Annotated in this window: 28 protein-coding genes; 6 read left to right on the top strand and 22 right to left on the bottom strand. The window is 36.0% G+C overall.

Features of this window, described 5'->3' with window-relative positions:
• Positions 1 to 31: 31 nt before the first annotated feature.
• The 3 genes from ACQVV1_RS09905 to ACQVV1_RS09895 all read left to right on the top strand — a co-directional run bounded on the left by ACQVV1_RS09905 (position 32) and on the right by ACQVV1_RS09895 (position 3,960).
• Positions 32 to 1,231: an ABC transporter permease gene (locus ACQVV1_RS09905; protein WP_431168808.1), complete on the top strand. Its 1,200-nt coding sequence runs from the start codon at positions 32 to 34 to the stop codon at positions 1,229 to 1,231.
• Between the two features lie 192 nt (positions 1,232 to 1,423).
• Entirely contained in the window at positions 1,424 to 3,421 is a 1,998-nt protein-coding gene (locus ACQVV1_RS09900; protein WP_309259757.1) for a catalase, read from the top strand.
• Between the two features lie 23 nt (positions 3,422 to 3,444).
• Positions 3,445 to 3,960: a type 1 glutamine amidotransferase domain-containing protein gene (locus ACQVV1_RS09895; RefSeq protein ID WP_242255893.1), complete on the top strand. Its 516-nt coding sequence runs from the start codon at positions 3,445 to 3,447 to the stop codon at positions 3,958 to 3,960.
• Between the two features lie 169 nt (positions 3,961 to 4,129).
• On the opposite strand, the gene ACQVV1_RS09890 is transcribed toward ACQVV1_RS09895, so the two are convergent.
• From ACQVV1_RS09890 to ACQVV1_RS09865, 6 genes are all read right to left on the bottom strand, one after another.
• Positions 4,130 to 5,332 (bottom strand): MFS transporter, encoded by a 1,203-nt coding sequence (locus ACQVV1_RS09890; protein WP_431168807.1) that lies wholly within the window; start codon positions 5,330 to 5,332, stop codon positions 4,130 to 4,132.
• 211 nt (positions 5,333 to 5,543) lie between these two features.
• Positions 5,544 to 6,122: a TetR/AcrR family transcriptional regulator gene (locus ACQVV1_RS09885; protein ID WP_003293190.1), complete on the bottom strand. Its 579-nt coding sequence runs from the start codon at positions 6,120 to 6,122 to the stop codon at positions 5,544 to 5,546.
• 149 nt (positions 6,123 to 6,271) lie between these two features.
• A complete protein-coding gene (locus ACQVV1_RS09880) occupies positions 6,272 to 6,586 on the bottom strand; it encodes a DMT family transporter (protein ID WP_000539670.1) in 315 nt (104 codons plus the stop codon).
• A gap of 2 nt (positions 6,587 to 6,588) precedes the next feature.
• Complete coding sequence (locus tag ACQVV1_RS09875) at positions 6,589 to 6,933, bottom strand: DMT family transporter (RefSeq protein ID WP_242255889.1); 345 nt, start codon at positions 6,931 to 6,933, stop codon at positions 6,589 to 6,591.
• Positions 6,934 to 7,289: 356 nt separating this feature from the next.
• On the bottom strand, positions 7,290 to 7,745 hold the full coding sequence (locus ACQVV1_RS09870; protein WP_242255886.1) for an N-acetyltransferase: 456 nt from the start codon (positions 7,743 to 7,745) through the stop codon (positions 7,290 to 7,292).
• Positions 7,746 to 7,873: 128 nt separating this feature from the next.
• Positions 7,874 to 8,368 carry an Lrp/AsnC family transcriptional regulator gene (locus ACQVV1_RS09865; protein ID WP_098555725.1) on the bottom strand — a complete coding sequence of 165 codons (495 nt, stop codon included), beginning with the start codon at positions 8,366 to 8,368 and terminating at the stop codon, positions 7,874 to 7,876.
• Positions 8,369 to 8,573: 205 nt separating this feature from the next.
• Between ACQVV1_RS09865 and ACQVV1_RS09860 the strand changes: the two genes are divergently transcribed.
• A complete protein-coding gene (locus ACQVV1_RS09860; protein WP_063223769.1) occupies positions 8,574 to 9,485 on the top strand; it encodes a DMT family transporter in 912 nt (303 codons plus the stop codon).
• A 33-nt stretch (positions 9,486 to 9,518) separates the two neighbouring features.
• Here ACQVV1_RS09860 and ACQVV1_RS09855 read toward each other — a convergent pair whose 3' ends face one another.
• The 9 genes from ACQVV1_RS09855 to ACQVV1_RS09815 form a co-directional block, all read right to left on the bottom strand.
• Positions 9,519 to 10,001, bottom strand: a complete 483-nt coding sequence (locus ACQVV1_RS09855) for a PRK06770 family protein (protein WP_242255884.1) — start codon at positions 9,999 to 10,001, stop codon at positions 9,519 to 9,521.
• Between the two features lie 87 nt (positions 10,002 to 10,088).
• On the bottom strand, positions 10,089 to 10,490 hold the full coding sequence (locus tag ACQVV1_RS09850; RefSeq protein ID WP_199677935.1) for a nuclear transport factor 2 family protein: 402 nt from the start codon (positions 10,488 to 10,490) through the stop codon (positions 10,089 to 10,091).
• Positions 10,491 to 10,644: 154 nt separating this feature from the next.
• The gene (locus ACQVV1_RS09845) at positions 10,645 to 11,049 is read right to left on the bottom strand and encodes a DoxX family protein (protein ID WP_242255882.1); all 405 of its coding nucleotides are present in this window, start codon (positions 11,047 to 11,049) and stop codon (positions 10,645 to 10,647) included.
• Positions 11,050 to 11,209: 160 nt separating this feature from the next.
• Positions 11,210 to 12,274 (bottom strand): DUF871 domain-containing protein, encoded by a 1,065-nt coding sequence (locus tag ACQVV1_RS09840; protein ID WP_242255880.1) that lies wholly within the window; start codon positions 12,272 to 12,274, stop codon positions 11,210 to 11,212.
• 48 nt (positions 12,275 to 12,322) lie between these two features.
• Positions 12,323 to 13,687: a PTS transporter subunit EIIC gene (locus ACQVV1_RS09835; protein ID WP_063223761.1), complete on the bottom strand. Its 1,365-nt coding sequence runs from the start codon at positions 13,685 to 13,687 to the stop codon at positions 12,323 to 12,325.
• 24 nt (positions 13,688 to 13,711) lie between these two features.
• Positions 13,712 to 14,596 (bottom strand): N-acetylmuramic acid 6-phosphate etherase, encoded by an 885-nt coding sequence (gene murQ, locus ACQVV1_RS09830; protein ID WP_242255878.1) that lies wholly within the window; start codon positions 14,594 to 14,596, stop codon positions 13,712 to 13,714.
• A gap of 148 nt (positions 14,597 to 14,744) precedes the next feature.
• Entirely contained in the window at positions 14,745 to 15,608 is an 864-nt protein-coding gene (locus ACQVV1_RS09825; protein ID WP_242255876.1) for a MurR/RpiR family transcriptional regulator, read from the bottom strand.
• A gap of 17 nt (positions 15,609 to 15,625) precedes the next feature.
• On the bottom strand, positions 15,626 to 15,922 hold the full coding sequence (locus tag ACQVV1_RS09820) for an outer surface protein (protein WP_242255955.1): 297 nt from the start codon (positions 15,920 to 15,922) through the stop codon (positions 15,626 to 15,628).
• A gap of 143 nt (positions 15,923 to 16,065) precedes the next feature.
• Positions 16,066 to 17,193: a cation:proton antiporter gene (locus tag ACQVV1_RS09815; protein ID WP_060633091.1), complete on the bottom strand. Its 1,128-nt coding sequence runs from the start codon at positions 17,191 to 17,193 to the stop codon at positions 16,066 to 16,068.
• Between the two features lie 278 nt (positions 17,194 to 17,471).
• On the opposite strand from ACQVV1_RS09815, the gene bcaP reads away from it, so the two are divergent.
• Positions 17,472 to 18,875 carry a branched-chain amino acid transporter BcaP gene (gene bcaP, locus ACQVV1_RS09810; protein ID WP_063223753.1) on the top strand — a complete coding sequence of 468 codons (1,404 nt, stop codon included), beginning with the start codon at positions 17,472 to 17,474 and terminating at the stop codon, positions 18,873 to 18,875.
• 34 nt (positions 18,876 to 18,909) lie between these two features.
• Here the strand turns inward: bcaP and ACQVV1_RS09805 are convergent, their stop codons facing one another.
• The 3 genes from ACQVV1_RS09805 to ACQVV1_RS09795 all read right to left on the bottom strand — a co-directional run bounded on the left by ACQVV1_RS09805 (position 18,910) and on the right by ACQVV1_RS09795 (position 21,830).
• Positions 18,910 to 19,047, bottom strand: coding sequence for an RpiR family transcriptional regulator (locus ACQVV1_RS09805; protein ID WP_242255875.1), 138 nt, complete (start codon positions 19,045 to 19,047; stop codon positions 18,910 to 18,912).
• Positions 19,048 to 19,086: 39 nt separating this feature from the next.
• Positions 19,087 to 19,290 (bottom strand): hypothetical protein, encoded by a 204-nt coding sequence (locus ACQVV1_RS09800; RefSeq protein ID WP_063223751.1) that lies wholly within the window; start codon positions 19,288 to 19,290, stop codon positions 19,087 to 19,089.
• An 80-nt stretch (positions 19,291 to 19,370) separates the two neighbouring features.
• Positions 19,371 to 21,830, bottom strand: a complete 2,460-nt coding sequence (locus ACQVV1_RS09795) for a LamG-like jellyroll fold domain-containing protein (RefSeq protein ID WP_242255873.1) — start codon at positions 21,828 to 21,830, stop codon at positions 19,371 to 19,373.
• Between the two features lie 353 nt (positions 21,831 to 22,183).
• On the opposite strand from ACQVV1_RS09795, the gene ACQVV1_RS09790 reads away from it, so the two are divergent.
• Positions 22,184 to 22,609: an S-Ena type endospore appendage gene (locus tag ACQVV1_RS09790; protein ID WP_242255872.1), complete on the top strand. Its 426-nt coding sequence runs from the start codon at positions 22,184 to 22,186 to the stop codon at positions 22,607 to 22,609.
• A 50-nt stretch (positions 22,610 to 22,659) separates the two neighbouring features.
• Here the strand turns inward: ACQVV1_RS09790 and ACQVV1_RS09785 are convergent, their stop codons facing one another.
• From ACQVV1_RS09785 to ACQVV1_RS09770, 4 genes are all read right to left on the bottom strand, one after another.
• Positions 22,660 to 24,126 (bottom strand): RNA-guided endonuclease InsQ/TnpB family protein, encoded by a 1,467-nt coding sequence (locus ACQVV1_RS09785; RefSeq protein WP_431168806.1) that lies wholly within the window; start codon positions 24,124 to 24,126, stop codon positions 22,660 to 22,662.
• 202 nt (positions 24,127 to 24,328) lie between these two features.
• The gene (locus ACQVV1_RS09780; RefSeq protein ID WP_000525812.1) at positions 24,329 to 24,673 is read right to left on the bottom strand and encodes a DUF3992 domain-containing protein; all 345 of its coding nucleotides are present in this window, start codon (positions 24,671 to 24,673) and stop codon (positions 24,329 to 24,331) included.
• 20 nt (positions 24,674 to 24,693) lie between these two features.
• Complete coding sequence (locus tag ACQVV1_RS09775) at positions 24,694 to 25,062, bottom strand: DUF3992 domain-containing protein (RefSeq protein ID WP_242255869.1); 369 nt, start codon at positions 25,060 to 25,062, stop codon at positions 24,694 to 24,696.
• Positions 25,063 to 25,168: 106 nt separating this feature from the next.
• Entirely contained in the window at positions 25,169 to 25,774 is a 606-nt protein-coding gene (locus ACQVV1_RS09770; protein WP_086420865.1) for a DedA family protein, read from the bottom strand.
• Between the last annotated feature and the right edge of the window lie 7 nt (positions 25,775 to 25,781).

The following is a 25,781-nucleotide window of genomic DNA, read 5'->3' as shown; positions in this document are numbered from 1 at the left end:
ACATATATAATAGAACAAAGAGGTGAAAAACATGTCAATCGAATCGCTATGGAGCAGTCGCTTCCAACAATATATTCAAAATATCATTACATACTTTGCACGTATGATTAACGGTTTACTATATAGCTTCATCTTTGTTTCCTGTATAGGTGCTTACTATTACGCAAAGTTTCTTAAGGCAACTCCTACTACAGGAGTATCCTTATTGCTTATTACAATCGTCCTAACCGTGGTTATATCAAGAACCCCAATACGTACATTTATCCAAAAGCCTGATGCTGTTTATTTGCTTGCATTAGAAGAGAAATTAACTTCTTATTTCAAAAAATCTCTTCTATATAATTACATCATTCAGCTTTTCCCATTATTATTTACGTTCCTTATTCTCGTTCCGCTTGCACTGCAATCATTACAATTAACTGTGCCTTTCTTATGTACAATCTTTATCGTTTTAATGATTACGAAAGCTTGGAACATATACATACATTGGATATGGCGTGATAGTCATGAAAAAAGCATATGGTTAATTATTCGTATTGCTTGTAACGCCCTCATTATTTACATGCTGTTTTATGCGGCAAATGTTCTCATATTGGGCGGATTACTCTTACTACTTACTTTCCTTTTTCTATATACGAAAAAGCAACCTACAAAACGAATACCGTGGGATTACATAATTGAACAAGAAGAAAAAATGAACGTTCGTTTCTATCAATTTGCTAGCATTTTCACCGATGTTCCGCAACTGAATAAACAAGTAAATAAAAGAAAATGGCTTACCAATTGGGTTGAACCTTTATTACATAAAAAACGAGCAACTTTCTTCTATTTATATACACTAGCATTTTTACGCGGGAATGATTATTTCGGTATATATATTCGCTTAGGATTAATCGGTGCCTTCGCCTTATATTTTATACCCAACATATACGTAAAGGGCGCTATCGCTTACATCGTCCTATATATGATTTCTATGCAGCTCCGTTCCCTGTGGAAATATTTTTCGGGAAATATTATTGCAGCATTATATCCAATTACTACTGAAGAAAAAACGAAGCAATTTCTTAGCTTAATCTTTATATTACTAAGCATTCAACTCGTTGTATTTTCAAGTGTTATACTCATTGCTACCGTACAAATTTTACATAGCCTTATCATTATGATCTTCGGGTTACTCTGGATCAAATTTATTATTGTACCAAAAACGAAGCAACGCATTTCTTCGTTTTAACGAAAAGAATTATCTTAAAAGCCAAGGAGAAAATAAATGATCTCCTTGGCTTTTTTATTTTTCTTCCTCAAACAAGAATCACTGAAACAACCGATATTTTATGATTTTCACATACAAAAACAATAATACATGTTTACGTCCTAATAAAAAGGGTATTTATTAAATTAACAGGGCAAAGGAGGGGCCTATATTGTGAATAAAAAAATGGAACAACTGGAACAACACGTTACCAATAATCAATGCAAACATGCTTTAACAACAAACCAAGGATTAAAAATAGCCGAAGATGAATTTTCTTTAAAGATGGGCTTAAGAGGCCCAACCTTAATGGAGGATTTCCACTTTCGCGAGAAAATGACCCATTTTGATCACGAGCGAATTCCCGAAAGGATTGTTCATGCACGCGGAGTTGGCGCTCATGGTTATTTTCAGCTTTATGAATCGTTAGAAACATATACGAAAGCAGATTTTCTTACCAATCCTTCAAAGAAAACACCTGTATTTGTACGGTTTTCGACCGTTCAAGGTTCTAAAGGATCCAACGACACAGTAAGAGATGTACGCGGATTCGCCACAAAATTTTATACAGATGAAGGAAACTATGATTTAGTGGGTAATAATATGCCAGTATTCTTTATCCAAGATGCTATTAAATTTCCTGATTTTGTCCATGCAGTTAAACCAGAACCACATAATGATATTCCTCAAGGAGCTAGCGCTCATGATACCTTTTGGGATTTTGTTGCGCATAATCCTGAGTCCACTCATATGGTCATGTGGCAAATGAGCGACCGAGCTATTCCGCGTAGTTTACGAATGATGGAAGGTTTTGGAGTTCACACATTTCGACTCATTAACGCAGAAGGAAAAGCCCATTTCGTAAAGTTTCACTGGAAACCTGCCCTTGGGGTTCATTCATTAGTGTGGGATGAAGCTCAAAAGATTGCTGGGAAAAATCCTGATTTCCATCGTCAAGATTTATATGAAGCAATTGAAAAAGGGGATTATCCGGAATGGGAGCTCGGATTACAGCTAATTCCAGAAGAAGATGAGCATACATTTGATTTTGATATTTTAGATCCAACGAAATTATGGCCGGAAGAAGAAGTTCCTGTAAAACTAGTTGGTAAAATGACATTGAACAAAAATGTTGATAACTTCTTTGCGGAAACGGAGCAAGTAGCTTTCCACCCTGGTCATGTCGTACCAGGTATTGATTTTTCAAATGACCCTCTTCTGCAAGGAAGATTATTCTCCTATACAGATACACAATTATCTCGTTTAGGGGGCCCTAATTTCCATCAAATTCCTATCAATCAGCCTGTATGTCCTTTTCATAATAATCAACGTGATGGTATGCATCAAATGCAGATTCATCGCGGTCAAACAAGCTATCATCCTAATGGCTTAAATAACAATCAACCAGCAACCGTCCAAGCCGAACAAGGAGGATATGAACATTATCAGGAAAAGATTGATGGACATAAAATTAGAGGTCGCAGTAAAAGCTTTCTTAACTTTTATTCTCAGGCTAAACTTTTCTACAATAGTATGAGCCCTATTGAAAAGCAGCACATAAAAGAAGCTTTTTGCTTTGAAGTTGGGAAGTGTAAATCAGACATGGTGAAAGCAAATGTAATTGCTCTCCTAAACCACGTCGATCGTCAATTAGCACAAGAAGTCGCTAACATTATTGGAGCCCCTTTACCTAAGGAAAATCACGAAGTAAATTCAGATGCAAAATCACCTGCACTCAGCATGTCCAATACTATTTTTAAATCTGATTCCAAAAATGTTGCAATTCTATTAAATGGCGACCCAAGCGTCTCACTTCTGTCCGAATGGATTCAAGCTTTTGTACAACACCGAATTAACTATAGCATCATAGATAATAAAATTTATCAGTTCAATGATTCCATTAAAGTAACTGATACTTATACAACAACAGATTCCTCCCTTTTTGATGCAGTATTAGTGTTTAGTAGTGAGTCTGTCATTCACCCCCCTGTTTTAGAATTTGCAGAAACTACTTTTAAACATTTTAAACCGATAGCTCATGTCCTTAGTAATCCCCATGCTTTGGACCATAGTAAGATTAAACTGGATGGAGCAGGAGTTTACAACTTAACAAACACTTCAATTGAATCATTTATAGAAGGCATTGCCCAAGGAAGATTCTGGAACCGATAATATAATGTAAGGAGCGAATTAGAATGAGTAAAAAAATTGCTATTTTAATAACGGATTATTTCGAGGATACAGAATACACAGAGCCAGTAGAAGCTTTTAATCAAAAGGGATATGAATTAACAACTATTGAAATGGAAAAGGATAAAACGGTACAGGGTAAGCAAGGAAAAAGTGAGGTCGTGATTGATAAAAGTATTGATGATGTTTCTCCAGAGAACTTTGATGCCCTCTTCATACCAGGTGGATTTTCCCCTGATATACTTCGTGCAGATGAGCGTTTTGTACGCTTTAGTAAAGCATTTATGGATGCGGACAAACCTGTTTTCGCTATTTGTCACGGACCTCAGCTACTCATCACTGCACAAACACTTGAAGGACGTGATGTAACTGGATATAAATCTATTGAAGTCGATTTAAAAAACGCTGGCGGAAACTTTCACGACAAAGAAGTAGTCGTATGCCAAAATCAGCTGGTCACAAGTAGACAGCCAGAAGATATACCGGCGTTTATTGAAGAATCTTTACGTATATTAGGATAGCTACTTTGGTTAACCTCTTTTATTTGTATGAAAAACAAAATGTACTCGGTGGGGGATTTTCTTCATCCCCACTCAGTATTAGTTCACACCAATCGTGCGTTTATGGGCAGCCCGACTCCCATAAATACCAGGATAAAACAAAAACCCCTTACTATCGTAAGGGGCTTTATTACTTCGCAAAACTCTCAGCTAGCTGTTTCTCTCTCCACATAAATGTAATACCGAGACCAACTATTAAAACAACTCCTGAAAATGCATATGGATAATGAATATTCATATCAAATAATATTCCGCCCATCGCTGGTCCGGCGATATTTCCTAAACTCGTATAAGTCGAGTTCATACCAGCAACGAATCCTTGCTCTTTTCCAGCTGCTTTTGATAAAAACGTCGTTAAAGCTGGACGAAGTAAATCAAATGCAAGGAAAATAAAGCACGTAACGAGAAGTACAATCCAATAATTAAAGACGATAGTTGAAACGAATGCTAATACTGCACCTACAATTAGACAGATTTGAATTAACACTTTTTCACCAAATATATCAACTAATTTTCCAAACATAAATACTTGCACAACTACCCCAAAGATTGAACTAATTGTAATAATTGCAGCAATATCTTTCGGTGTGAATCCAAACTTATGATCAGAAAACAGACTAAACACAGTTTCATACGCCGATAAACCGAATGCAAGTACAAATACGATAATAAATGCGATTGCATACATTGGATGTAACGATTTCTTTAAATCCCCAATAAAACTTGATTCTTTCGTATTAGAAGAAATCTCTGCAAGCTCTTCTTTCGTTAATGGTTCTTTTAAAATAAAGATCGAAATCACACATGCTACAAAGGCAATTACTGCTGCAACGAAAAACGGCACACGTATACCGTATTCTGCAATAAATCCGCCAATTCCAGGCCCTATAATAAATCCGGTACTAATTGCCGCAGACAAGTATCCCATCGCCTTTGGACGTTCCTGCATAGATGTAATATCAGCAACATATGCCGTAACACCTGGCATAATAAACGCTGCACTAATTCCGCCTAACACCCTCGCTGCATAGAGCATCCATACATCTGTTCCTAATCCAAAAAGAAGCTCTGAAACACCAAAAATAAATAATCCAATGATTATCATTTTCTTCCTACCATAAAGGTCGACCCAGCGACCGGTAATAGGTGAAGCAATAAGCTGAGCCATTGCAAACACTGCAACGAGATAACCCATCGTCTTCCCTGTTAAACCCATATCATTCATAAAGGACGGCATAACCGGAATGATTAATCCAATCCCTAAAAAAGCAATAAATATATTACTCAAAAGAATGACCAATACCATCTTTTGTTCTTTTATCGGTTTCTTCACTTTTTAACACCTCTTCCCGTAAATTCCTCTCAAAAAATAATGCCCAAGAAGCTTTTTCTTTATCCTGCTCTTTGTGGGCTAATAATGAGTGGAGATGCTCCACTCATTAGAATTTCACTCTATCCTTCCACACATACATAAGTATTAGGTGAATGACTATCATTCAGTTTTCCTCAAAAATGAACCTACCTTTTCAGACAGGTTCATCCCACTATTTCTTTATATGTAGTGCATGTGTTAAAAAATCTAGTACTTCTGCCTTTTGTAGCTCGACTTGCTCATCATCTTTATGATCATATAAATAAACTTGTTCCGCTGCTGATTCAACAAGAGCAATAAATAACTTCGCTGTTCGCTCTGCGTGTACTGACTCACGAATTTCACCGGCTTCTTTCGCCTCACTTAAAAATTCACTTAGCCACATATAAAGAGGCTCATACACAGCTTCCCATTCTTTTATATGTTCTGTAGATGCAAGACCCGCATACATTAAAGCTTGTATTTCACGATATTCCTCTATGAAGTGAAACACCGCATCTATTACTTGCGTAACTTTACTTGAGAAAGGCGCATCATTTTGCACTTTCTCTTTCACCGTAAGTATCATCTTTTCAACCATCACTTCTGCTATTGCAGGCATAACAGATAACTTAGAAGGAAAATATAAATAGAAAGTTCCTTGTGCAATGCCAGCCAATTTCACGATATCAGAAATCTTCGTTTTTTCAACGCCCTTTTCCTGAAACACTTCAATCGCTGCATAGACAATTTTTTCTTTTTTATTCATCATCTAAACCCTTTCACACATATTGAATGACTGTCACTCATTTTATAAGATAATCGATTGTACTGTCAATGATAGTGAACTCTGCGAGGAAATCATTTTTTAATATTAAAAATCTCCTAACAAACCATTAGGAGATCAAATGTAATATATCTTTACGAAAGAGCCTTTAATCCTGTCACTCCGCATACAATAAGTGCCACACTAATGATACGTGCTTTACTTTTTGACTCACCAAACAAGAACATATTTAATAAAACGGCACCCGCTGTTCCAATACCAATCCAAACCGCATACGCGACACTTACTTGTAAGAATAAGAACGATGTATACAAGAATGCGAAGGATGTAGCAAAGCCACCTATATAAATTGCACCATTTGCTAACGTCTTATCTTTACTATACATTTTAAGACCGATTACACCGACTATTTCACTAATTGCAGCACAAAATACGAAAAACCAACCCATCTTTAAGCAGCTCCTTCCATAGTTTCTTCTTTATTATCAGCTAGCTTTAAACCGATAACTCCGGCTACAACCATCATGATAAAGAATAATTTCCCTACACTGAAACTGCCGCCAAAAAGGAATACATCCATTAAGAACGTACCTACCGTACCGGCTCCGGCAAACACAGCATATACAGTCCCTGTTGCAAGATGTTCACACGCTTTAGAAAGGAAGTGAAAATCAACAGCAATAACTCCTAAAATAATTATCCAATGCCACCACGTATCAGCTGTATTAAAACCAAACACCCAAAAAATTTCAAAGATACATGTTAATATGACATATAACCAAGCTTTATTTTTCATACCTCTCACCTCTTATGACTGACTATCAGTCATTTTTGTTTTAAAAAAATATACTCTTTCATCCCTACTATATATAAACAACTATCATCCTCATTTACCATTTATATTTGTTCCGTTTTCAAACTAACTACATCCTGCCACAAAAAATGACTGAATGTCATTCATATGTATTGTACATGAATATTTTAAAAACTGTCAATATCGAAAAGTTATTTAAAAATTTATTTCATCCGATTTGTATATTTCCTAATAATCTGTCAATACTGCTAGTAACATAATATTTTCTCCACTCCCCCTTGGAGAGATCCCTTAAATAGAGCAGTTAGCTTTTGCTAGCTGCTCTTTTTTCTTTTGCTTCACCCAACATACCGAATCATCGCCACCTCATCACAATAATCAACCTTTGGACAATGTCTACAATCAATCCATACTTTCTCTGGTAATGCATCTCTATTCACAAAATCAAATCCGCACTTTTGAAAAAATTCCGTTTCATAGGTTAAAGAAATAACTCTACTCACTTTTATTTTCGCTGCTTCATTCATGACATGATTCACTAACATACGTCCGATCCCTTTTCCTGCATATGTATGCGAAACGACTAATGACCGGACTTCTGCAAGATCCTCCCCTAACACATGTAAACCAGCAACTCCAACGATGTTCTCTCCTTCTTTCATAACATATAAACACTGTAAATATTGATAGAGAGATAAAAGAGAACGCGGTAAAACCACTCCTTCTTTTGCATAAACTTCAATGAGACTATAAATTCCTTTCACATCACTCGTAACCGCATTACAGATTTTCATATTCTATCCCCTTACCCCCGATATTAATATTTATAACCTAAAATGAATTTTAATACATAATTTCATATAATAATACATCTCTCTTTTCTCCTCGTCAATCACTTTATACAAACAAAAAACCAAGCAATCTAATCGATGCTTGGTTCCTCATTTCGTATCGGCAATACCGTCGAATATTTAATTTCACGAAGTGCCAAACTCGTTTGTATCTTTGTAATACCAAGCTTATTCAGCTTTCTAATAAACTGCTCTAATTCTTTACGATCACGATTTGCAACCTTTAATAAATAATCATACTCCCCTGTTAAACAGTGACATTCTAACACTTCAGGCATTGACTCTAATTCTTTTTCCAACACCTCAAGTTTATCCGATTGATGAATATTCGTACTCATAAAAATGAAGCATAACAAATCAAAACCAAGCTTTTCTTGATTTAAAATGGCTACTTGCTTATCAATGAACCCTTCTCCATCTAATCTTTTTATTCTTGCATGCATCGCAGCCGGTGATAAATTAACGCGCCGCGCAAGCTCTGCATTACTTACATGTGACTCCTTCTGTAATATATCTAGAATTTGTACATCTAAATCATCCAACACTTTAATAACAGACGACTCCATTATAATTTCCCCTTTTTTCTTACCGATGATTCTTCGAAAAAACACCTTATAACTTATATAAAACTGAATATTTTTCTTCAAATGGTATTCATAACAAAACATTTTATCGACTTTTATCCATTATACAAAAGAATATATTACACAATAAAGAAAAATGCTAAAATTATTTACAATTCACATTGATTACAACAAAGGGGATTTTAGTATGCCTTATTTTTATGTCTTTTTACTATTATTAACGAGTTTATTATGGGGAGGAAATTTCGTCGTTGGAAAATCGCTCGTTGATCATGCGTCGCCGATGACACTTACAAACTTAAGATGGATGATTGCCATCGTTTGTTTATTACCGATGGTATGGTTTAAAGAGAAGAAAATCATTCCACCACGTGCTGCCATACTTCCTTTAATACTAATGGGGATTTCAGGGGTCGCTCTTTTTAACATTTTTCAATTTTTAGCACTAGAAAAAACATCTGCAACAAATGTAGGACTTATTTCTACATTGAACGCAATTTCAATTGCACTATTTTCAGTATTATTTCTAAAAGAAAAAGTAAATACACTTCAAATTCTATCCATGATTCTTTCATTCTTTGGGGTTATTCTTGTTCTATTAAAAGGTGATTTCTCACTATTATTTTCACTACATTTTAATAGCGGAGATTTATGGATGATTGGGGCAGTTTGTATTTGGGGAATGTATTCTGTTTGCAGTAAGTGGGCAACAAAAACAACTACACCACTTATGGCGACATTATATTCTGGTATTTTCGGCGTTATTTTATTACTGCCATTTAATATAGGGAGTTTCACTGTTTCAAATATAAATACTTCTTTCATCACATCACTTTTATATACTGGACTTATTTCCACAGTTCTTTGTATGGTATTTTGGAATATTGGCGTACAAAAATTAGGAGCAACTACATCAGGGATTTTTCTAAACTTCAATCCGATTTTCACAGCTATTTTAGCATTCCTGTTCCTCGGAGAAGAATTAACGTGGATACAAATTTTAGGGACCATTATCGTTGTGACAGGATGCTATTTATTTTCTCATTTCAAAACTGTTGTTGTTCAGCCAACTAGAGCTTTAATGCGAAAACATTCTTAATCAAAAAACATCGTCACCAAAGTGGCGATGTTTTTATTTACGTTTCATTTCTTTCACATACTGCTTTTCTTCTTCTGGCGATAAACGTTCTGTTGCCTTTCCAGTATCACCACCTTGAATTTCCCACAAAAAGTTATGCTCCTCAACCGTTTGTGAGAAATCCCCTTTCTCCCAGCGCTCTAAAGTGGCAAGTAGCTTTGACTTATGTTTAAAATTTGTACTGCTTTCTACTGCGGTCTTCGCACTACGAATTTCCTTATTTGTCATTTCAATAAATCCCCATTTTTCAGAGGATTTCACTTTTTGATGTACCATCCTATGCATGGTAGAAATAATTTCATCTTCACTAAATTGTGGCTTCTCTGCCTCAACTTTCTTTTCCTGTTGGCCCATTACTTTTTGTGTTTTAAGACTCTTCTCCTCTTCCTCTATATAATTAAGAAGTTTAGTAGTACCGAATACAGCTCCTATCACAATTACAATCATTGTAATTGTCCCTATTATCCATTTTTTCATATTATGTACTCCCCATTCCCCTAATAATCACATAAACAAATGGAATCGCCTGGGCACAGTCGATTCCATTTGTTTCCTTATTTCATTTTAAACCTTCATTGCTTCTCGTACAATATAACTATCCACATATTGCTTGAATTTTACAATTTTTCCGTTCTCAAGTTGCCATACATGAACAAATTCTGCTTTAAATGATTTTCCCGTTTCTTTATAAACGCCAGAATACATACCTTCAGCAATAATTACATCTTTTCCGCTTACTTCATGATATGTATTTACACTTGCCTTATAATCATCCCATTCTGATCCTAAACGACTAAATACATTTTCCATTATTGCTTCTACACCTATATAAGTTCCCCCGTACGGGAATCCTTCTGCCTCTGTCCATTCCACTTTTTCAGAGAAGGCTTCTGCTAAATGCTTTGCATTTGAAGAAGCGGATCCTTCATACGTGCTTTGAATAATTTCTAAATTTGATTTAGGCATATTACTTCCTCCTGTTTTATTTATTTTTACACAAGTTGTAACATTTGCAGTTACAACTTGTGTAAAAAAATATTTAAATTGTTTCATTCTTAATCTATATGTTGTAATCATTATAGTTACAATCATTCTTCAAGTCAACAATTTATAAATAAGTTTACTTCGTTTTCATTACTTTCTCTTTTAAGAAACGATCTACATATCCTTCTGCTTTTACAACGAATAAATACGCACCCATTGATAATAATGCAAGGTCTAATTCATATCCTGGATTCTTTCCATCTCCTAATAATCCTGACGCTCCATTTACCTTTACGATAGCTCCAGCTAAAATAAGAGCAAATAACAATCCTACATATCGTACGCCTAAACCAATAATTAATAATATACCACCCACTAATTCAACTGTTGCTACGCCATATGCAAGGCCACCTGGTAAGCCGATGCTTGTAAACCAGCCTGCTACGTTATCGATACCTGATTGAAACTTCGCTAAGCCGTGTGCAAAGAATGTCACTCCTAATACGATACGAATAATTAAATTCCCAATATATTGATTCATTTTTTTCTCTCCTTTTTGTTTTGTTATGGTGAACTTTTATTTACAAGTCAAAACAATACGGTATTTCATTTCATTCGTCAAATACTTTTTTAACCAAAACAAAAAACATTATCCCTTTTACGGATAATGTTTTCTTACAAAGTAGCGCTAATTCAAGCTTTTACTCTATCGCACAAAAAATTTGAAACATTTTTCCAGCGCCAACAAACGGCAATAAAGACAAGTCTTCTTCTACAACCATGCCAACGACGTTCACTTTCTCATCTACAGGCAAATCATGTGTGGCAACTTGCATCTCCCCAGCATATCTACCGTACAGTTCATTATCAATTGTAATGCTACCTTTCTTTCTTGAAATGGTATGCATCGGCTGTAACATCACTTTATGTTCTTCTCGTGATTCTACAGACCGAATGACATCACGAGCCGGATCTAGTCTATTTGTATGCACTCTCTCCACCACTTTTAATACTTCTTTATCACATATAAACGATTTGTACCGCAGCGGAATAATCCCTCTACTCGCACTCGCTATTTCTTGTACACTTTCTAGACTTCCGCTTATATCTCCAATTAACACCTTATCTACATCACAATCTTGTACAAGTTCTAAGTATGCTTCAAGCAGGCGCATATTGCGGTGCTTTTCTAACGTTGGTAAGCCTTTATGTAACGGACCACGTTTTTCACCATCTCCCGGAATAAATGCCATCGTTTTTATCCCGCATTCATGTAAGTATTGGTTTTGGTTTTGTAAGAATGATTTTGCTAGTCCTGTTTCTGGACGCGGGTAAAAATTATGCCACGCTTCTACATTCTCTACTCGTATATTTTCTGAAAGTAACTCTTTCCAAAATGAATCTGTAATCGTACTCGCATTTAAAGCTACTTTCATTTTATGAGATACGCGTGCAATTTCTTTCGGCGTGATGCCATAATCCATTCGTAAACCAGTAATGCCCCAGTCTACTAACTCTTCCACATTTTCGTACGTCATTCCTAAATGCTGTAGCGATTTTGGAGAAACATCGACCATTAATTCCATTTCATTTTCAAGAGCTTGCTTCCCAAGTATTTGTATTAAATCTTTATACGTACCAGGGTCATCCTCTGGAATATGAAGTGATGTAAAAATAGATGAAAATCCATTTTCCTTCGCTACTTTTAGCCACTCTTCTTGCTTCTTTACTCGTTCTTTTGAAAGATAAATTGAAACTCCGATCATATGAATCTTCCTTTCTATGAATAGAAAAAGAGAAAGGAATCCCTTTCTCTATATGTTTTCTGCCATTTCTTCTTTGAATCCGAAGAAGTACGTAAAGATGAATCCGAAAGTATATGCCACTACTAATCCAAGGAAATATAATAAATATTTATTATCAGCAATTAATGGGATTAAAGATAATCCTGATACACCGATTCCGAGTGCAGCTGTTTGCATAACTGCTTGGAATGCACCGCCGACAGCTGCCCCTAAACAAGCTGTAAGAAACGGTTTCCCAAGTGGTAATGTAACCCCGTATAATAACGGTTCACCAATTCCTAAAAATCCAACTGGCAATGCACCTTTTATTACGTTACGAAGCCGTTTGTTTTTTGTTTTTACAAAAATCGCAATGGCTGCTCCTACTTGCCCAGCACCAGCCATTGCGAGTACTGGTAATAAAGGCGTTACGTGCGTTTGATTAATAAACTCCATATGAATCGGTGTTAAACCGTGATGCAATCCGACCATAACGAGCGGTAAAAATGTTCCAGCAAGTACTGCTCCTGCAAACGCTCCGCCAATATTTAAAATGCCATTAATTCCGCTAGTAATTCCTTCAGATAAGAAACCTGCTACCGGCTGAATTGCCAACATCGTTACGATACTTACCACTAACACAGTAATGAGTGGTGTCACGATAATATCAACTGCATTTGGCACTGCTTTTCGAACTTGTCTTTCCACTACAACCATAAGCCACGCTGCAAAAATAACTGCAAATAATCCGCCCCGTCCGGGTACGAGCGCTTCACCGAATAATTTCACATTCGCCATCGCCGGGTTAAAAATTAAAATACCAGCAATTGCCCCAAGAACTGGTGTCCCGCCAAACTCTTTCGCTGTATTCCAACCGACTAAAATCCCTAAAAATGTAAAGATACCGCCGCCGATAAGTAGTAACATTTGTAGCCAAGTTGCATTCGGATCCGCACCTGCGTTTTTCGCAAAGTTAGCAACTCCATTTATAATACCTGATGCAACAAGACCCGGAATTAACGGAATGAAAATACTTCCTATTTTTCTTAAAAAGTTTTTCACCGGTGTATTATTTTTCTTCTTAATCTCTGACTTCATCTCTTGCCCAAGATCTTCAAGATGATGATCTGCCACTTCACCGATTCGGAGTCCCGTTAAACCTTCCATTTCAGCTGCTACTTTATTTACTGTCCCTGGCCCAACAACAACTTGAAGCGTCTCATCTTCAATAACACCCATAACCCCTTCAACCTTTTTCAAAAGGTCCATGTTTACTTTACTTTCATCATGAAGTGTTAATCGCAGTCTCGTCATACAATGAGCAATGCCGCGAATATTTTTTACTCCCCCAAGTTGCTCTGAAATTTCTTTCGCCATTCTCTCTTCTTTCCTCATAATAGAATCCCCCTCCCTATTATTTTATAGTGCCTTCTTCACAAACCCTTTCGCTTCTTTTAATTTCTTCAGTGCTTCCCCATACTCACACTGCAATAACACCATAACAATCGCAGCTTTCACGTTACGTTCTGCTTTCTCATAATGCTCTGCTGCTACTTCATAACTGACGCCTGTCGCTTCCACAATAATTCGTTTTGATCGTTCTACTAGCTTTTCATTTGTAGACTGAACATCTACCATTAAGTTTTTATATACTTTCCCCACACCAATCATAGAAGCTGTTGAAATCATATTCAGCACTAATTTTTGCGCTGTACCAGCCTTCAAACGCGTTGAGCCTGTTAAAATTTCTGCGCCTGTTTCTACTTCTACATTTAGTTTTGCATATTTACTTATTTCAGCATTTTTATTACAAGAAATACTCGCCGTGCTCGCTCCCACGCTATGCGCGTATTTCAAGCCACCAATGACATAAGGAGTTCTACCACTTGCTGCAATTCCAATCACAGTATCTTTCTCGTTTAATCCAATACTTTTTAAATCTTCTTCTGCTAACTCTTCGCGGTCTTCGGCACCTTCCACCGCTTTAGTAAACGCTTTCAAACCACCTGCTATAAATCCTTGCACCATTTTATCATCTGTGCCAAATGTCGGCGGACATTCCACTGCGTCCAAAATACCTAAACGACCACTCGTACCAGCCCCAATGTAAATTAAACGTCCCTCTTCTTCAAAAGATTGAATAACAGCCTCTACAACTTTTTCAATTTGTTCTATCTCTTTTTCAACTGCTAATGCAACAGTTCGATCTTCTTCATTCATACTTTTTAAAACTTCTTTTATGCTCATCTCGTCTAAATTCATCGTCTTCTCATTACGATGTTCTGTCGATAAATTCTCTAACATATTACCACCCACTTTGAAATTTAATTTCATACTTTTATTATAACTTTAAGAAATTTAAAATCAACATTACTTTATTATTTTATGAAATTTAATTTCTTTTCATGACGAATTTATGTCAGTACAAAAAAAGATGGGTTTCCCCATCTTTTCATTTTAACTTCCGTAATCGCAAAGCTTCTTCTCTTGTTTCCATAAATTGATCCAACACTTTATTACCAATACGATTAAACGTAATCACATATAAAGCATCTATCATATTCAATTGTGTCATTCTTGAAGCAATACTCGCAATACGATGATCTTGTTCTACATCTGGCATACAAAGACGGATGTCTGCCTCTTTATATAGAGGTGATGATTGATCAAGCTTCGTAATCGCAATAACTGTTGCACCTTGTCTCTTCGCATATTGCGCCATTTCAAGTACATCTTTCGTTCGACCAGATGTTGAAATCGCCACAAATATATCGCCTTCTTTTAAATTTGTCACAAGCGGCAACATCATATGAAAATCAGAAAGCATCATTGCAGTAAATCCGAGCCTTGTAAATTTATAAGCCCCGTCCATCGCTGGGGTAGCTGATCCGCCTACTCCGTAAAATATAATTTTATCCACATTTACAATACGATCTGCAGCTTTCTCAAGCTCCTTCTTATCAATAGCAGTAACGCTCGCCTCAATTGCAGCTTTATTCACATATGTAACTTTATTAAACAAGTCGTACGGTCCATCTTCCGTATTCATCACTGAAAAATCATTAATATTATAATCAGCAATCGTTAATTCGCGAACGAGCGCTATTTTAAATGCTTTAAAACTTCCGATTCCAATCGACTTACAAAAGCGAACAACACTCGCCTCACTTGCGCCTGCATTCGTTGACACTTCTTTCGTCGTTAAATTCGGAACAATCTCTGCATTCTCCATTATGTACATGGCAACCTTCTTTTCAGCTGGTGAAAATTGATCCATATTACTTTCAATTTTAAATAGTAATGTAGAAGCTTTCACTATTTAACCTCCACTTCTTACGGTTGCGTATATTCTCTAATCTCTTTTGTATCATAAAGATAAAAACCATCATTACCCGGTGGATGGTGAACAATTACAGTTCGATCCCCTTTTTTATATGACGTTATTTCACCTTCAGATTGCTGTTTTTCCCAACCACCTATCCAAACTGCAAAGTCAGGTACAAAAGCAGTGTACTTATAGTCTTTCAGGTTTTCGTCTTCTACATAGAAAGAAAAAATAGAAACCGGAAAATCTTTCACTTTTGATTCTTTCCATGCAGTAAATGGTATGCACAACAACAGGAGTATCATTATACCTATAACCTTCACACTTCCCTCTCCTTGCCCACATCATATACATAGATTTTACCATACTTACAAACCTTCTATGCTACAGGATCATTGCTTTTTAGAATAAAAAAAGAGCTTACCTACATCAGATAAGCTCTTCTCCTCTATACAAAATACTTCTTCAAAAGCGGCGGTGTAATAATTGTCGTTAATATAACAACAATAACAATCGCTGTGAAATTTTCTTTCGCTAATAGATTTGCCGTAAGTCCATTTGCTGCGATGATAAGTGCTACTTCTCCGCGCGACACCATTCCCGCACCGATACTAATAGAAGATTGTAAGTTGAATCCTGTTAGTCTTGCTCCTAAACCTGATCCGATTAACTTTGTGAAGATCGCAACGAGCGTCATGATGATAATGAACCAAAGCTGACTTCCGATACCTTGAAATGTAATTTCCATTCCAATACTTACGAAGAAAACTGGTACAAATATCGCATAAGCAATCGGTTCAATTTTATGTTCTACTTCGTGCTTATACTCTGTTTGAGAAATGGCAATTCCGGCTGCAAATGCTCCAATAATACCTGCAATCCCCATCATTTCACTGTAGTACGAAAAAGAGAAACAAATAATAAGAGCCGCGCTAATTAACGCTTCTGTTACACGAAGTGGCACAAGCATTTTCATAATCCATGGAACAACTTTCCATGCGATAAAAACAATGCTGACGAAGAAAATAATTTTCTTTACGATAACAAGTGTTATATTCACATCTTGTGTTCCTAAAAAACTCATCACAAACGCTAATAAAATAACGACGATGACATCATCAAATACAGCTGCACCTAAAATCGTTGTACTTTCTCTCGTATTCATTTTCCCTAAATCACGTAACGTTTGCACCGTAATACTAACTGACGTTGCGCAAAGTAATAAACCTAAGAAAATCGCATGAGATTGCATCAATCCAAACAACAATCCTGTTACATAACCACCGATGAAAGGAAAAATAATTCCACCAGCCGCTACTGCAAATGATGATTTCAAATTTCGATTTAACTCTTCTAAATCTGTTTCAAGCCCCGCCATAAACATAAGGAGTAAAACACCAATCTCACTCAATTCATCAATTAGTTCAGAACTATTAATAATACCAAGTACAGCCGGACCGATAATAATACCAACAAGTAACTTACCAAGTACAGAAGGCTGGCCGAGTCTCACGCTAATATCACCAGCTAATTTCGTACAAAGTAAAATGACGACAAGTTCAAAATAAAATAACATAGCATCTTCTCCTACTTTATAAAGTGAAACTTTTATGAGTGGTTTTTTTTCACTCTGTTAACCCTCGTCCATTCCTGCAAGTAGTTTCTCCTATTCATCCGCATTTTATTTGTCATATTTTTATTTGACAAAATATTCTGAATTGTATTAAAATTAATCCAGCAATTTTAAAAAACTACGCACCATAACTGTACCTCCATTTACTTACATACTCTTTTCTAGTGGGCTCATACTATATTCGCAGTTATGGAAATGAAAAAACGGGGGGAGAGTCCAAAGTGAAGTCATTATTACGAAAAAAACCGCTTAGTACTGAATCACCACGGCAATTAGAGAGAACATTGACCGCACTTGATTTAACGTTTTTAGGAATTGGCGCCGTAATTGGGACAGGGATTTTTGTATTAACAGGTATTGTCGCAGCGAAACATTCTGGTCCTGGTATTATGCTATCATTTCTTATTGCTGCATTTACTTGTGCTTGTGTAGCCTTTTGTTATGCCGAATTTGCTTCTTCTATTCCTGTCTCAGGAAGTGTGTATACTTACGCATACATGACAGTTGGAGAAGTCGTCGCCTTCATCGTCGGCTGGTGTTTAATGCTCGAATATTTACTTGCAGTCGCAGCAGTGGCTGTCGGTTGGTCTGGTTATTTACAATCTTTACTACAAGGATTTAACATCCATCTGCCCGCCATAATCGCCTCGGCCCCTGGCGTAGGAAAAGGTGGTCTCATCGATTTACCAGCTGTTTGTATTTTACTACTCATTACCGGTCTTTTAAGCTTTGGTATACGCGAAAGCGCACGCATTAATAATATTATGGTTCTTATCAAGTTAGCTGTTATTATCGCCTTTATCGTAGCAGGCGCAAAATATGTAAAACCTGAAAATTGGACACCGTTTATTCCATTCGGATACGACGGTATTATTACTGGGGCTGCCACTGTATTCTTCGCCTTCTTAGGATTTGATGCAATCGCAACCGCTGCAGAAGAAACGAAAAAACCACAGCGTGATTTACCAATTGGCATTATCGGTTCCCTTCTCATTTGTACCGTTTTATATATGATTGTATCTTTCGTTTTAACAGGTATGGTTCCGTATACACAATTAGACGTTTCTGATCCAGTTGCGTTTGCTTTACATTTCGTTGGTGAAGATGCCATTGCAGGGTTACTCGCTGTTGGGGCAATGACTGGAATGACAACCGTTCTCTTAGTCGTTATGTATGGACAAGTTCGCGTTTCGTATGCGATGAGCCGCGACGGTTTACTTCCAAAAGCGTTAGCACGTGTGAATAAAAAAGTAAAAATCCCTTTATTAAACACGTGGATTACTGGCGTTGTGTCGGCTTTATTAGCAGGACTTTTAGACTTACATGTATTAGCTAACTTAGTGAACATCGGTACATTAACAGCCTTCACATTCGTTTGCTGCGCTGTACTTATTTTACGAAAAACTCATCCTGACTTAAAACGCGGATTCCGTGCACCTTTTGTACCTGTATTACCAGTTGTTGCAATTCTTTGCTGTTTATATTTAATGATTAATTTGTCTAAAACGACATGGATTAGCTTTGCAGTTTGGCTTCTAGTCGGCTTATGCTTCTATTTCTTCTACTCTAGAAAACATAGTCACTTAGCTAGCGAAAAAAAGAATGATGAACAAAAAAAAGCATAACAAAATAGCTCGCCGATAAAACGGCGAGCTCTCTTCATGTCTGATTATGCTTTTTCGTTAACGATTGTAAAGTGAAAAATATGCCGATGCAAGCTGTAAACCATGCCCAATTTCCTATTGGTGTAGAATATTTAAAAACGCCAATACCTACAAGTACTATGAAAATACTCACCTGTTATATAAGCTTCCACTTTTGCATATATTCCCTCCTTTACTTCGTTCCCTTCTTTTTCTTCTTCCATGCATTCAAACTATCAAAGAAAAAGTTAATAAATAACGTGCCTAAACCCGCTAATAAAAACGTCATTAAAAATAGAATCCATATACTTTTATCTTTTAATAAATAATATCCTACAAGGAGCACAACCGCGATCCATACATATTCAAGAATTCTTTTTAGCTTTTTCTGTTCCAAATTATTCGCTCCCTTTTTCTATGCTATTTTTAGTATAACAAAAAAGAAGCCTATCATGATAAGCTTCTTTTTCTTCTCTCTTATTTGTTTATGCTTTTTTCAACGAGTGAAATCGTATACTCTAATGTACGATTCATCGTTTCTACCTGTGCATCTTTTACTTTTACATCTTTCACTACAGCTTCTGCCACCGTAATTTTTTGACTCAGTGCTTTCACTGAACCGTCCGTTACATTTGCATCTTGCGCTTTTTTCACTACTCCTTTTGCAGATTCAATATTAATTTGTAATTTTTCTTTCAATGTTTTCGGTTGTTCTACTACTTTAGATTGTATAAATGTTTGATTTGCAGTTTTTAGTTCATTATATGTTTGAACAATTTGTTCCCCAGTACTTGCTAGATTTTCAAACACTTGCTTTGCATGATTATAGCTTTTCTCTAATTCTTGAAATGCTTCCTTTGAATATTGACCTGGCTTATCACCAAATTCATACGTACCAGCTAACACTTCTTTTACTTTTCCAAGCTCTTCATATAACGCGTTCACTTGCTCTAACTTCGTGCGGTTAGAAAACTCATTGTAAGCTGCTAATACTTCTGAAGAACTTAACGCTTTACTATATAATTTTGCAAGCGCAATTTGTCCGTTTAACGGAATACCGCCATTTCCATTACTATCAGGGTCAGCTCCAAATGCAAATGGTACGTTCGGATGAGACACTTTCCCTTTAGCTGGCTGGCTATTTACTTTTTTACCATCGACATAAATAGCTACTTCACTTCCGTTATACGTTCCTGTTAAGTGATACGTTTTGTTCGCTTCTAATTGAACTCCAACACGTTTATAGCTACCACCAATATGAGCCCATAATTCAACATTTCCACTTCCTGTAGATTCAAAACCAACTCCGCCACTCTCTGTATTTTGTAAAATACCTTGTCCGCGAATTTCATTCATTGAAAATACAGTTTCTAGCGTGAACGTATTTACTACTTTCTCTTTTTGTGCTGCTGAAAACGGAAGATATCCAAATGTATTAGCTTGTCCATTCAATTTCATTACATTTGTTTTTAAAGCTTTATCATATGCAATAGATACATTTCCTTTCACATCACCTTTTACTCCAAACGGTGAGTTATCTTTAAATGTACCGTCTAAGAAATTCACATCAAAAACGTCCGCCTTTGGCACTTTTACATTCGGATCAATATTATCTTTCTTCGTAGTAACTTCTGCTGTTAAAGGCTGCACACTTTCATTACCAAATGAATCAATTGCAACTACTTCAAGTGTATATGTTTTTCCGCCATCTAATCCTGCCAGTGTAAATGTAAGGTCTTTCGGCACTGGGTCACGGTAAAACTCTGAGAATGCTAACAACTTATTCTTAATTTCTCCTGTTTGCTTATCTCTAGCTTGTACACGATAAGAGTGAACAAGAAGGTTGTCCACAGCTTGCGGGAATGTTACTGTTGCTGCATTTTCTGTTATATTTGATACTGATAACTTCGCATCTGCCGAAAAAGATGGTTTTTCTTTATCACGATCTTCTACATGTGTAAATGTTTCTTTCTTTGATGGTAATTTAATTTTCCAAGGCTCGCCTGTCCAAGAATTTGTATGGAAATCACGACGATTAATCGTTACTTCTTCATCATCTACTTCTACTAGTAAACCTTGGCTTAACGTGCTAGCTTCTGGCGGGATATTCCCTTGTACTTTACCACCTTCAACTTCCATATAACTTACTGAAGATGTACCAACTGATGTAAAGTCTTTTTGATGAATCGATCTTGGATCATCTAGCGGATAATGTGAATGACCTGAAAACGTAATAGCCTGCGGATATTCTTTTAATACCGCATTAATTTTTGCACTATCTTGTGTTCCCCATTCATGACTACCGTAAACTGTCTCTTTAATGTGTTGATGTAAAAATACGAAAATCGGTTTTTCTGGGTCATCTTTTTGTGCTTTCACCATCTCTTCTTTTAACCAATTAATTTGCTTATCTGAATAATATCCGTGTGTTGTCCCATTTTCTGGCGACATAACAAGGAAGTGATACCCTTTTATCACTTTATGATAATAAATTGATTCCATACCTGTTTTTTCTAAGAAACGCTTCTGCGCTCCCTCTACAGATAAACCGTTCCAATAATCATGATTTCCTAGAGAATTCATTCGTACTGCATCTTTATTTGCATTTTCGTTATACACTTGCATGAAACGATCATATTGCTGCACAGACCCTGTATCTGTGAAATCACCTACGATAACAAAAGCATCTTGCTTTGGTGCAAGCGTATTGAGCTGTTCAATCGCTCGCTTCCAGCGAAACGTATCGTCCGTTCCACTATTTTTAATATGTACATCACTTACAACTGGAAAAACTATCTTCTTTTCACTAGGTGCCTTTTCTTGCTTCTTCTCTTCCGCTTTAACTGATGTACTCCACGGAAATGATACAAACGCTAATACAAAAACCATTAATAATACAATAAGACCTTTTACTTTTCGTAAAGCAGTTCTGTCCACGTGAATCCTCCTCATAATAATTAATTCATTACAAGGGCTATTTTATCTAAAACATATTAATGTCGTTTAAATAACAAATGAATTTTGTTAGACTTTTGTAAATATATAGTTAATTAGAAATGAAGTCCAACATTCCTTGTATTATCTTATACAACCACTTTTTGTCTAAAAGAGTCTGAGCATTCTTTTCCCATGTCTATTCACATATAATCTTTTCTATAACATAAATAATAATTTAAGTTTTAAGCCTATTAGACAATCTTAATTTTTAACATTTTCTTCTTTTTTTAACACATCGGCCATGCTTCTACATTTAATAGTAGTAAAAGACTACTTAAAAAGGAGGGGTTGTATTGAATAACAAAAAAAATACCGGCTGTTTTGCTCCTTTATCTATCATTTTCCCAGACCCTTGTCCACCGACCCCTCCTCCAAACCCAAATTGCGAGCGAGTAACGAATGAATTTGCAGGAAATTTCCTCATAACGAATAACACCATTCCCTCTGCCAAAGGTGCATCGCAATCGATGATACTGTGGCAAAGTGATGGAATACTACCTATATCAGGTACTGTCTCGGTTTACAATAGTACTAGCAGCACAGAAGCAATTACAATTGAAATTGTTGGAGCAGTAACCAATATTTTCACCGTGTTTCCTGGTAATACAATATCGTACACAGGAAAAGACTTACAGTCAGTCAGTCTTACTAATATACAAAATAATCCTTCACTATATTTAGAAGGCAAGTACTGTTGCCAATTTACATGCTGCTTATGAACACTCCCCCACTTAGCAAAGCTTGAAGTGGGGGTTTCTAACGTTTCGACCTAACGGACGATTAACGTCAGGGGAGTTAACACATTAGCGAGCTGTTTCACGCCTAACCCCTCTATCCCATTTGTCCATGCATTTGGGATTACTTTTCGTAAAATGTTAGCCGCAGCATTTACATCTGCATTAATTAAAGTTTTATTTGCTGAACGATATATGCCGCGCTTTATTCGTTTTCCTGAAAAAGTTGTATTTTGGTCATTTTCTCCATACGTTGGAATGAAGTCGTTATCCAGAAAACTTGCTTTCGATGTATATGATTCTTCAGTTACAACAACTTGAATGCCTACAGCATTTGCTTTGTATGTAATCATTTGAAGCAGTAAATTATGCGGGATATGACAAAACGATTGGTTATTTCTTTTTCCCATATTCGTTTCTTGTTTCCAACTTTTGTTTTGACCAATAACGATTTTACAAACTTCTTCTTGAGCTAGTTTTACGATGTGGTGACTAACTTTATGGAAGACGTCTTTTATTTTCAAGTAACGTTTTTGATGAAGTTTTTCTATCCTTTTAGAAGTAAAAGGTCCTTCATTAGTTTGTTTTCCATTTCTAAGAATGCTTGTAAAATGACTCTTCATTTTGTTGTAATATTGATTTATGCTTTTGACATGTTTGCCCTTAACAAGGACAGGTTTCATACCTGTGTTTGTTACGATGGTTGCAAGGTTATCAATCCCTAAATCAATACTCATATAACGAGCATTCTCTTCAATAATTTGTTGTTCAGAAGGAACATCAATTACCAATTCCACTACATATTCATTGTATTTTGGAATCACACGAACTTGTTTCAGTTTACCTTCAGTGAAACCTAGTTTCCCAATATTTAATTGCAATTTCGTCTTTGGAAACTTTAAAAATCTATCGTTTTTAATGATGCAATCTTGGTTTGTATACAGAATCTCTTTTTCAGAAGAACGGATATACTTTGGAATCCTAGGCATTCCAGCATATTTTTTTGGATTCTTTTTATAGTCTTTTAAACTAGCAAAAAAAGATTTCCAATTTTGGAACAAACCTTTCATGATTGACTGGCTACATTGCGTAGGCAAAACTCGATAATCATTTTGAATCATAGCCTTAAATAGTGCATCTAGAAAGTTGTAATCTACATAAGGTTTTTCAAAATTAGGTTCTGAAAACAAATTACATTTAATCTCTTTCTGTTCTTCTTTAGGCTTTAATTTCTCTTTTTCCAATTTCTTCTGATAGGCAAGACGTTGTGTGTCATTCATCTTACCAATATTTTTATGAATATTATCCAGAACTTCTTTTTGCAAAGGCTGCAACTCTTTTTCTTGTGTTAATCCAGTGTACACCTGGCGTATATAAAAGTTTGTGGTGTTGTACATGTTCTTAGCGTTATGACAACATTCTTGAAAATAAGAATACATACGATGCCCTTTTTTAATCCAAATTTGAAGAGTTTTATAGTTTGATGGATTTTCCTTTGTCATTTTATTCACCTCCTTGTTAAGGATATTATAGCAAAAACGGAACGTATGTTTCTGTTTTTTTCTTGAAAATAAAATATTTCTTTCGATTCACCTCACCACCTTCACTTACGTTTAGAGGTGGGAGTCCTCTCGAAAGGCATGATAGAATACCAATTTCATTACTTCCTTAATTAAAAAAGCATACCATTTACGGTATGCTTTTTTATGAAATCGGATAACGTACTGTAATACAAAACTCGCCTTGATTAACAGTTGTTCCTGTTGTAGTAATTCGAACGGTAGTAAAATATCGTACAGTGAAAGTACCACTACTTTGCGGTTGAACAGTAATGGTATCAACTACTGTAGCACCTACTAAAAAATCAACTGTAATTGGAGCCGCACCTACATCATATTTCACGTAACCCGAACCATATACTTCTTGCGTAATATTATTTGTATATACAATTTGAGTACCAGCACCTGTAATAGACCAGTCTGTACATACTTGATCTTGTACAAGCGTTTTATTAGAACAACAAGACAAACTGGAACTTCTCATTCCCATTTTGATCCTCTCCTATTCTGCTATGAAAGTGGATAACGTGTTGTAATACAAAATTCTCCTTGATACGTTCCAGCAGGTGTTGCAGGTAACACAACTTGTATACTATCAAAGCGGCGATACGTAAAAGCAATACTCGTTCCTGGGTTTAATGTTTGTGTATCTATTACAGCACCAGCAGAATCCAGCGCTTCTACAGTAATTGGGCCTGGTCCAACATCATATTTAACAAAACCAGTACCCACTACGTTTTGGTTAATATTATTTGTATAGAGAACATTATCAATTGCTGTTGCAACTACAGTAGCAGACCACGGACTACACACTTTATCTTGTACATAATTTTTATCTGGACAACAAGTTAATGCTGTCCCTGAGCACTCACAAGACATAGTTGTTTCCCCTCTCTCTTTTATATTCCCTATATGTGTATGTCCTTCAGAGTCTTTTGCCTGTACTATTCATCTATTTTCAAAAATTTAACCTGATTACTACTGACTAGATAGATTCCGTTCTATTTCTTTTTTTCATAAATTTATAGATTAAAATACCACCTACAAAAATAACCACGACTAGTAATATTGGTAACATATATTGTCCAACAACATCCGCCGCTTTTGCCCAATGCGGACCTAATTTCATTCCAAAATAGACATATAAAGTCGTTAACGGGAACATTGCTACAAATGTATAAATACTAAATTTCCATATATTCATTTTTGCCATACCACATGGAACAGAAATAAGCGTTCGAACTCCAGGTACAAAGCGGCCAACAAATGCTACAACTGGTCCATACTTCTCAAAGAAATCATCTGCTTTTTGAATTTGTTCTTCTTTAATAAAGAAGTATTTCCCGTATTTTATTAATAGAGGACGACCACCGTAATAACCTAGTGCGTATAACGTTAATGGTCCTGTCGTTCCGCCAAGTGTTCCAGCCAATACAGCTAGCCAAAAATTCATATCACCCTCGTACACCCAATATCCAACCATAGGCAAAACTACCTCTGCTGGAATAAATTCAAAAGTTAATGCTAACACAACTCCAAAATAAGAAAACTGCTTTAAAAACTCAATTATATCTAAAATAATTTGCTCCATATTTTCT

The sequence above is a fragment of the Bacillus basilensis genome, assembly GCF_050630465.1.
Lineage (GTDB): Bacteria > Bacillota > Bacilli > Bacillales > Bacillaceae_G > Bacillus_A > Bacillus_A basilensis.
The sequence above is the reverse complement of the archived record's forward strand: the minus strand, read 5'-3'. Positions and strand labels throughout refer to the sequence as shown.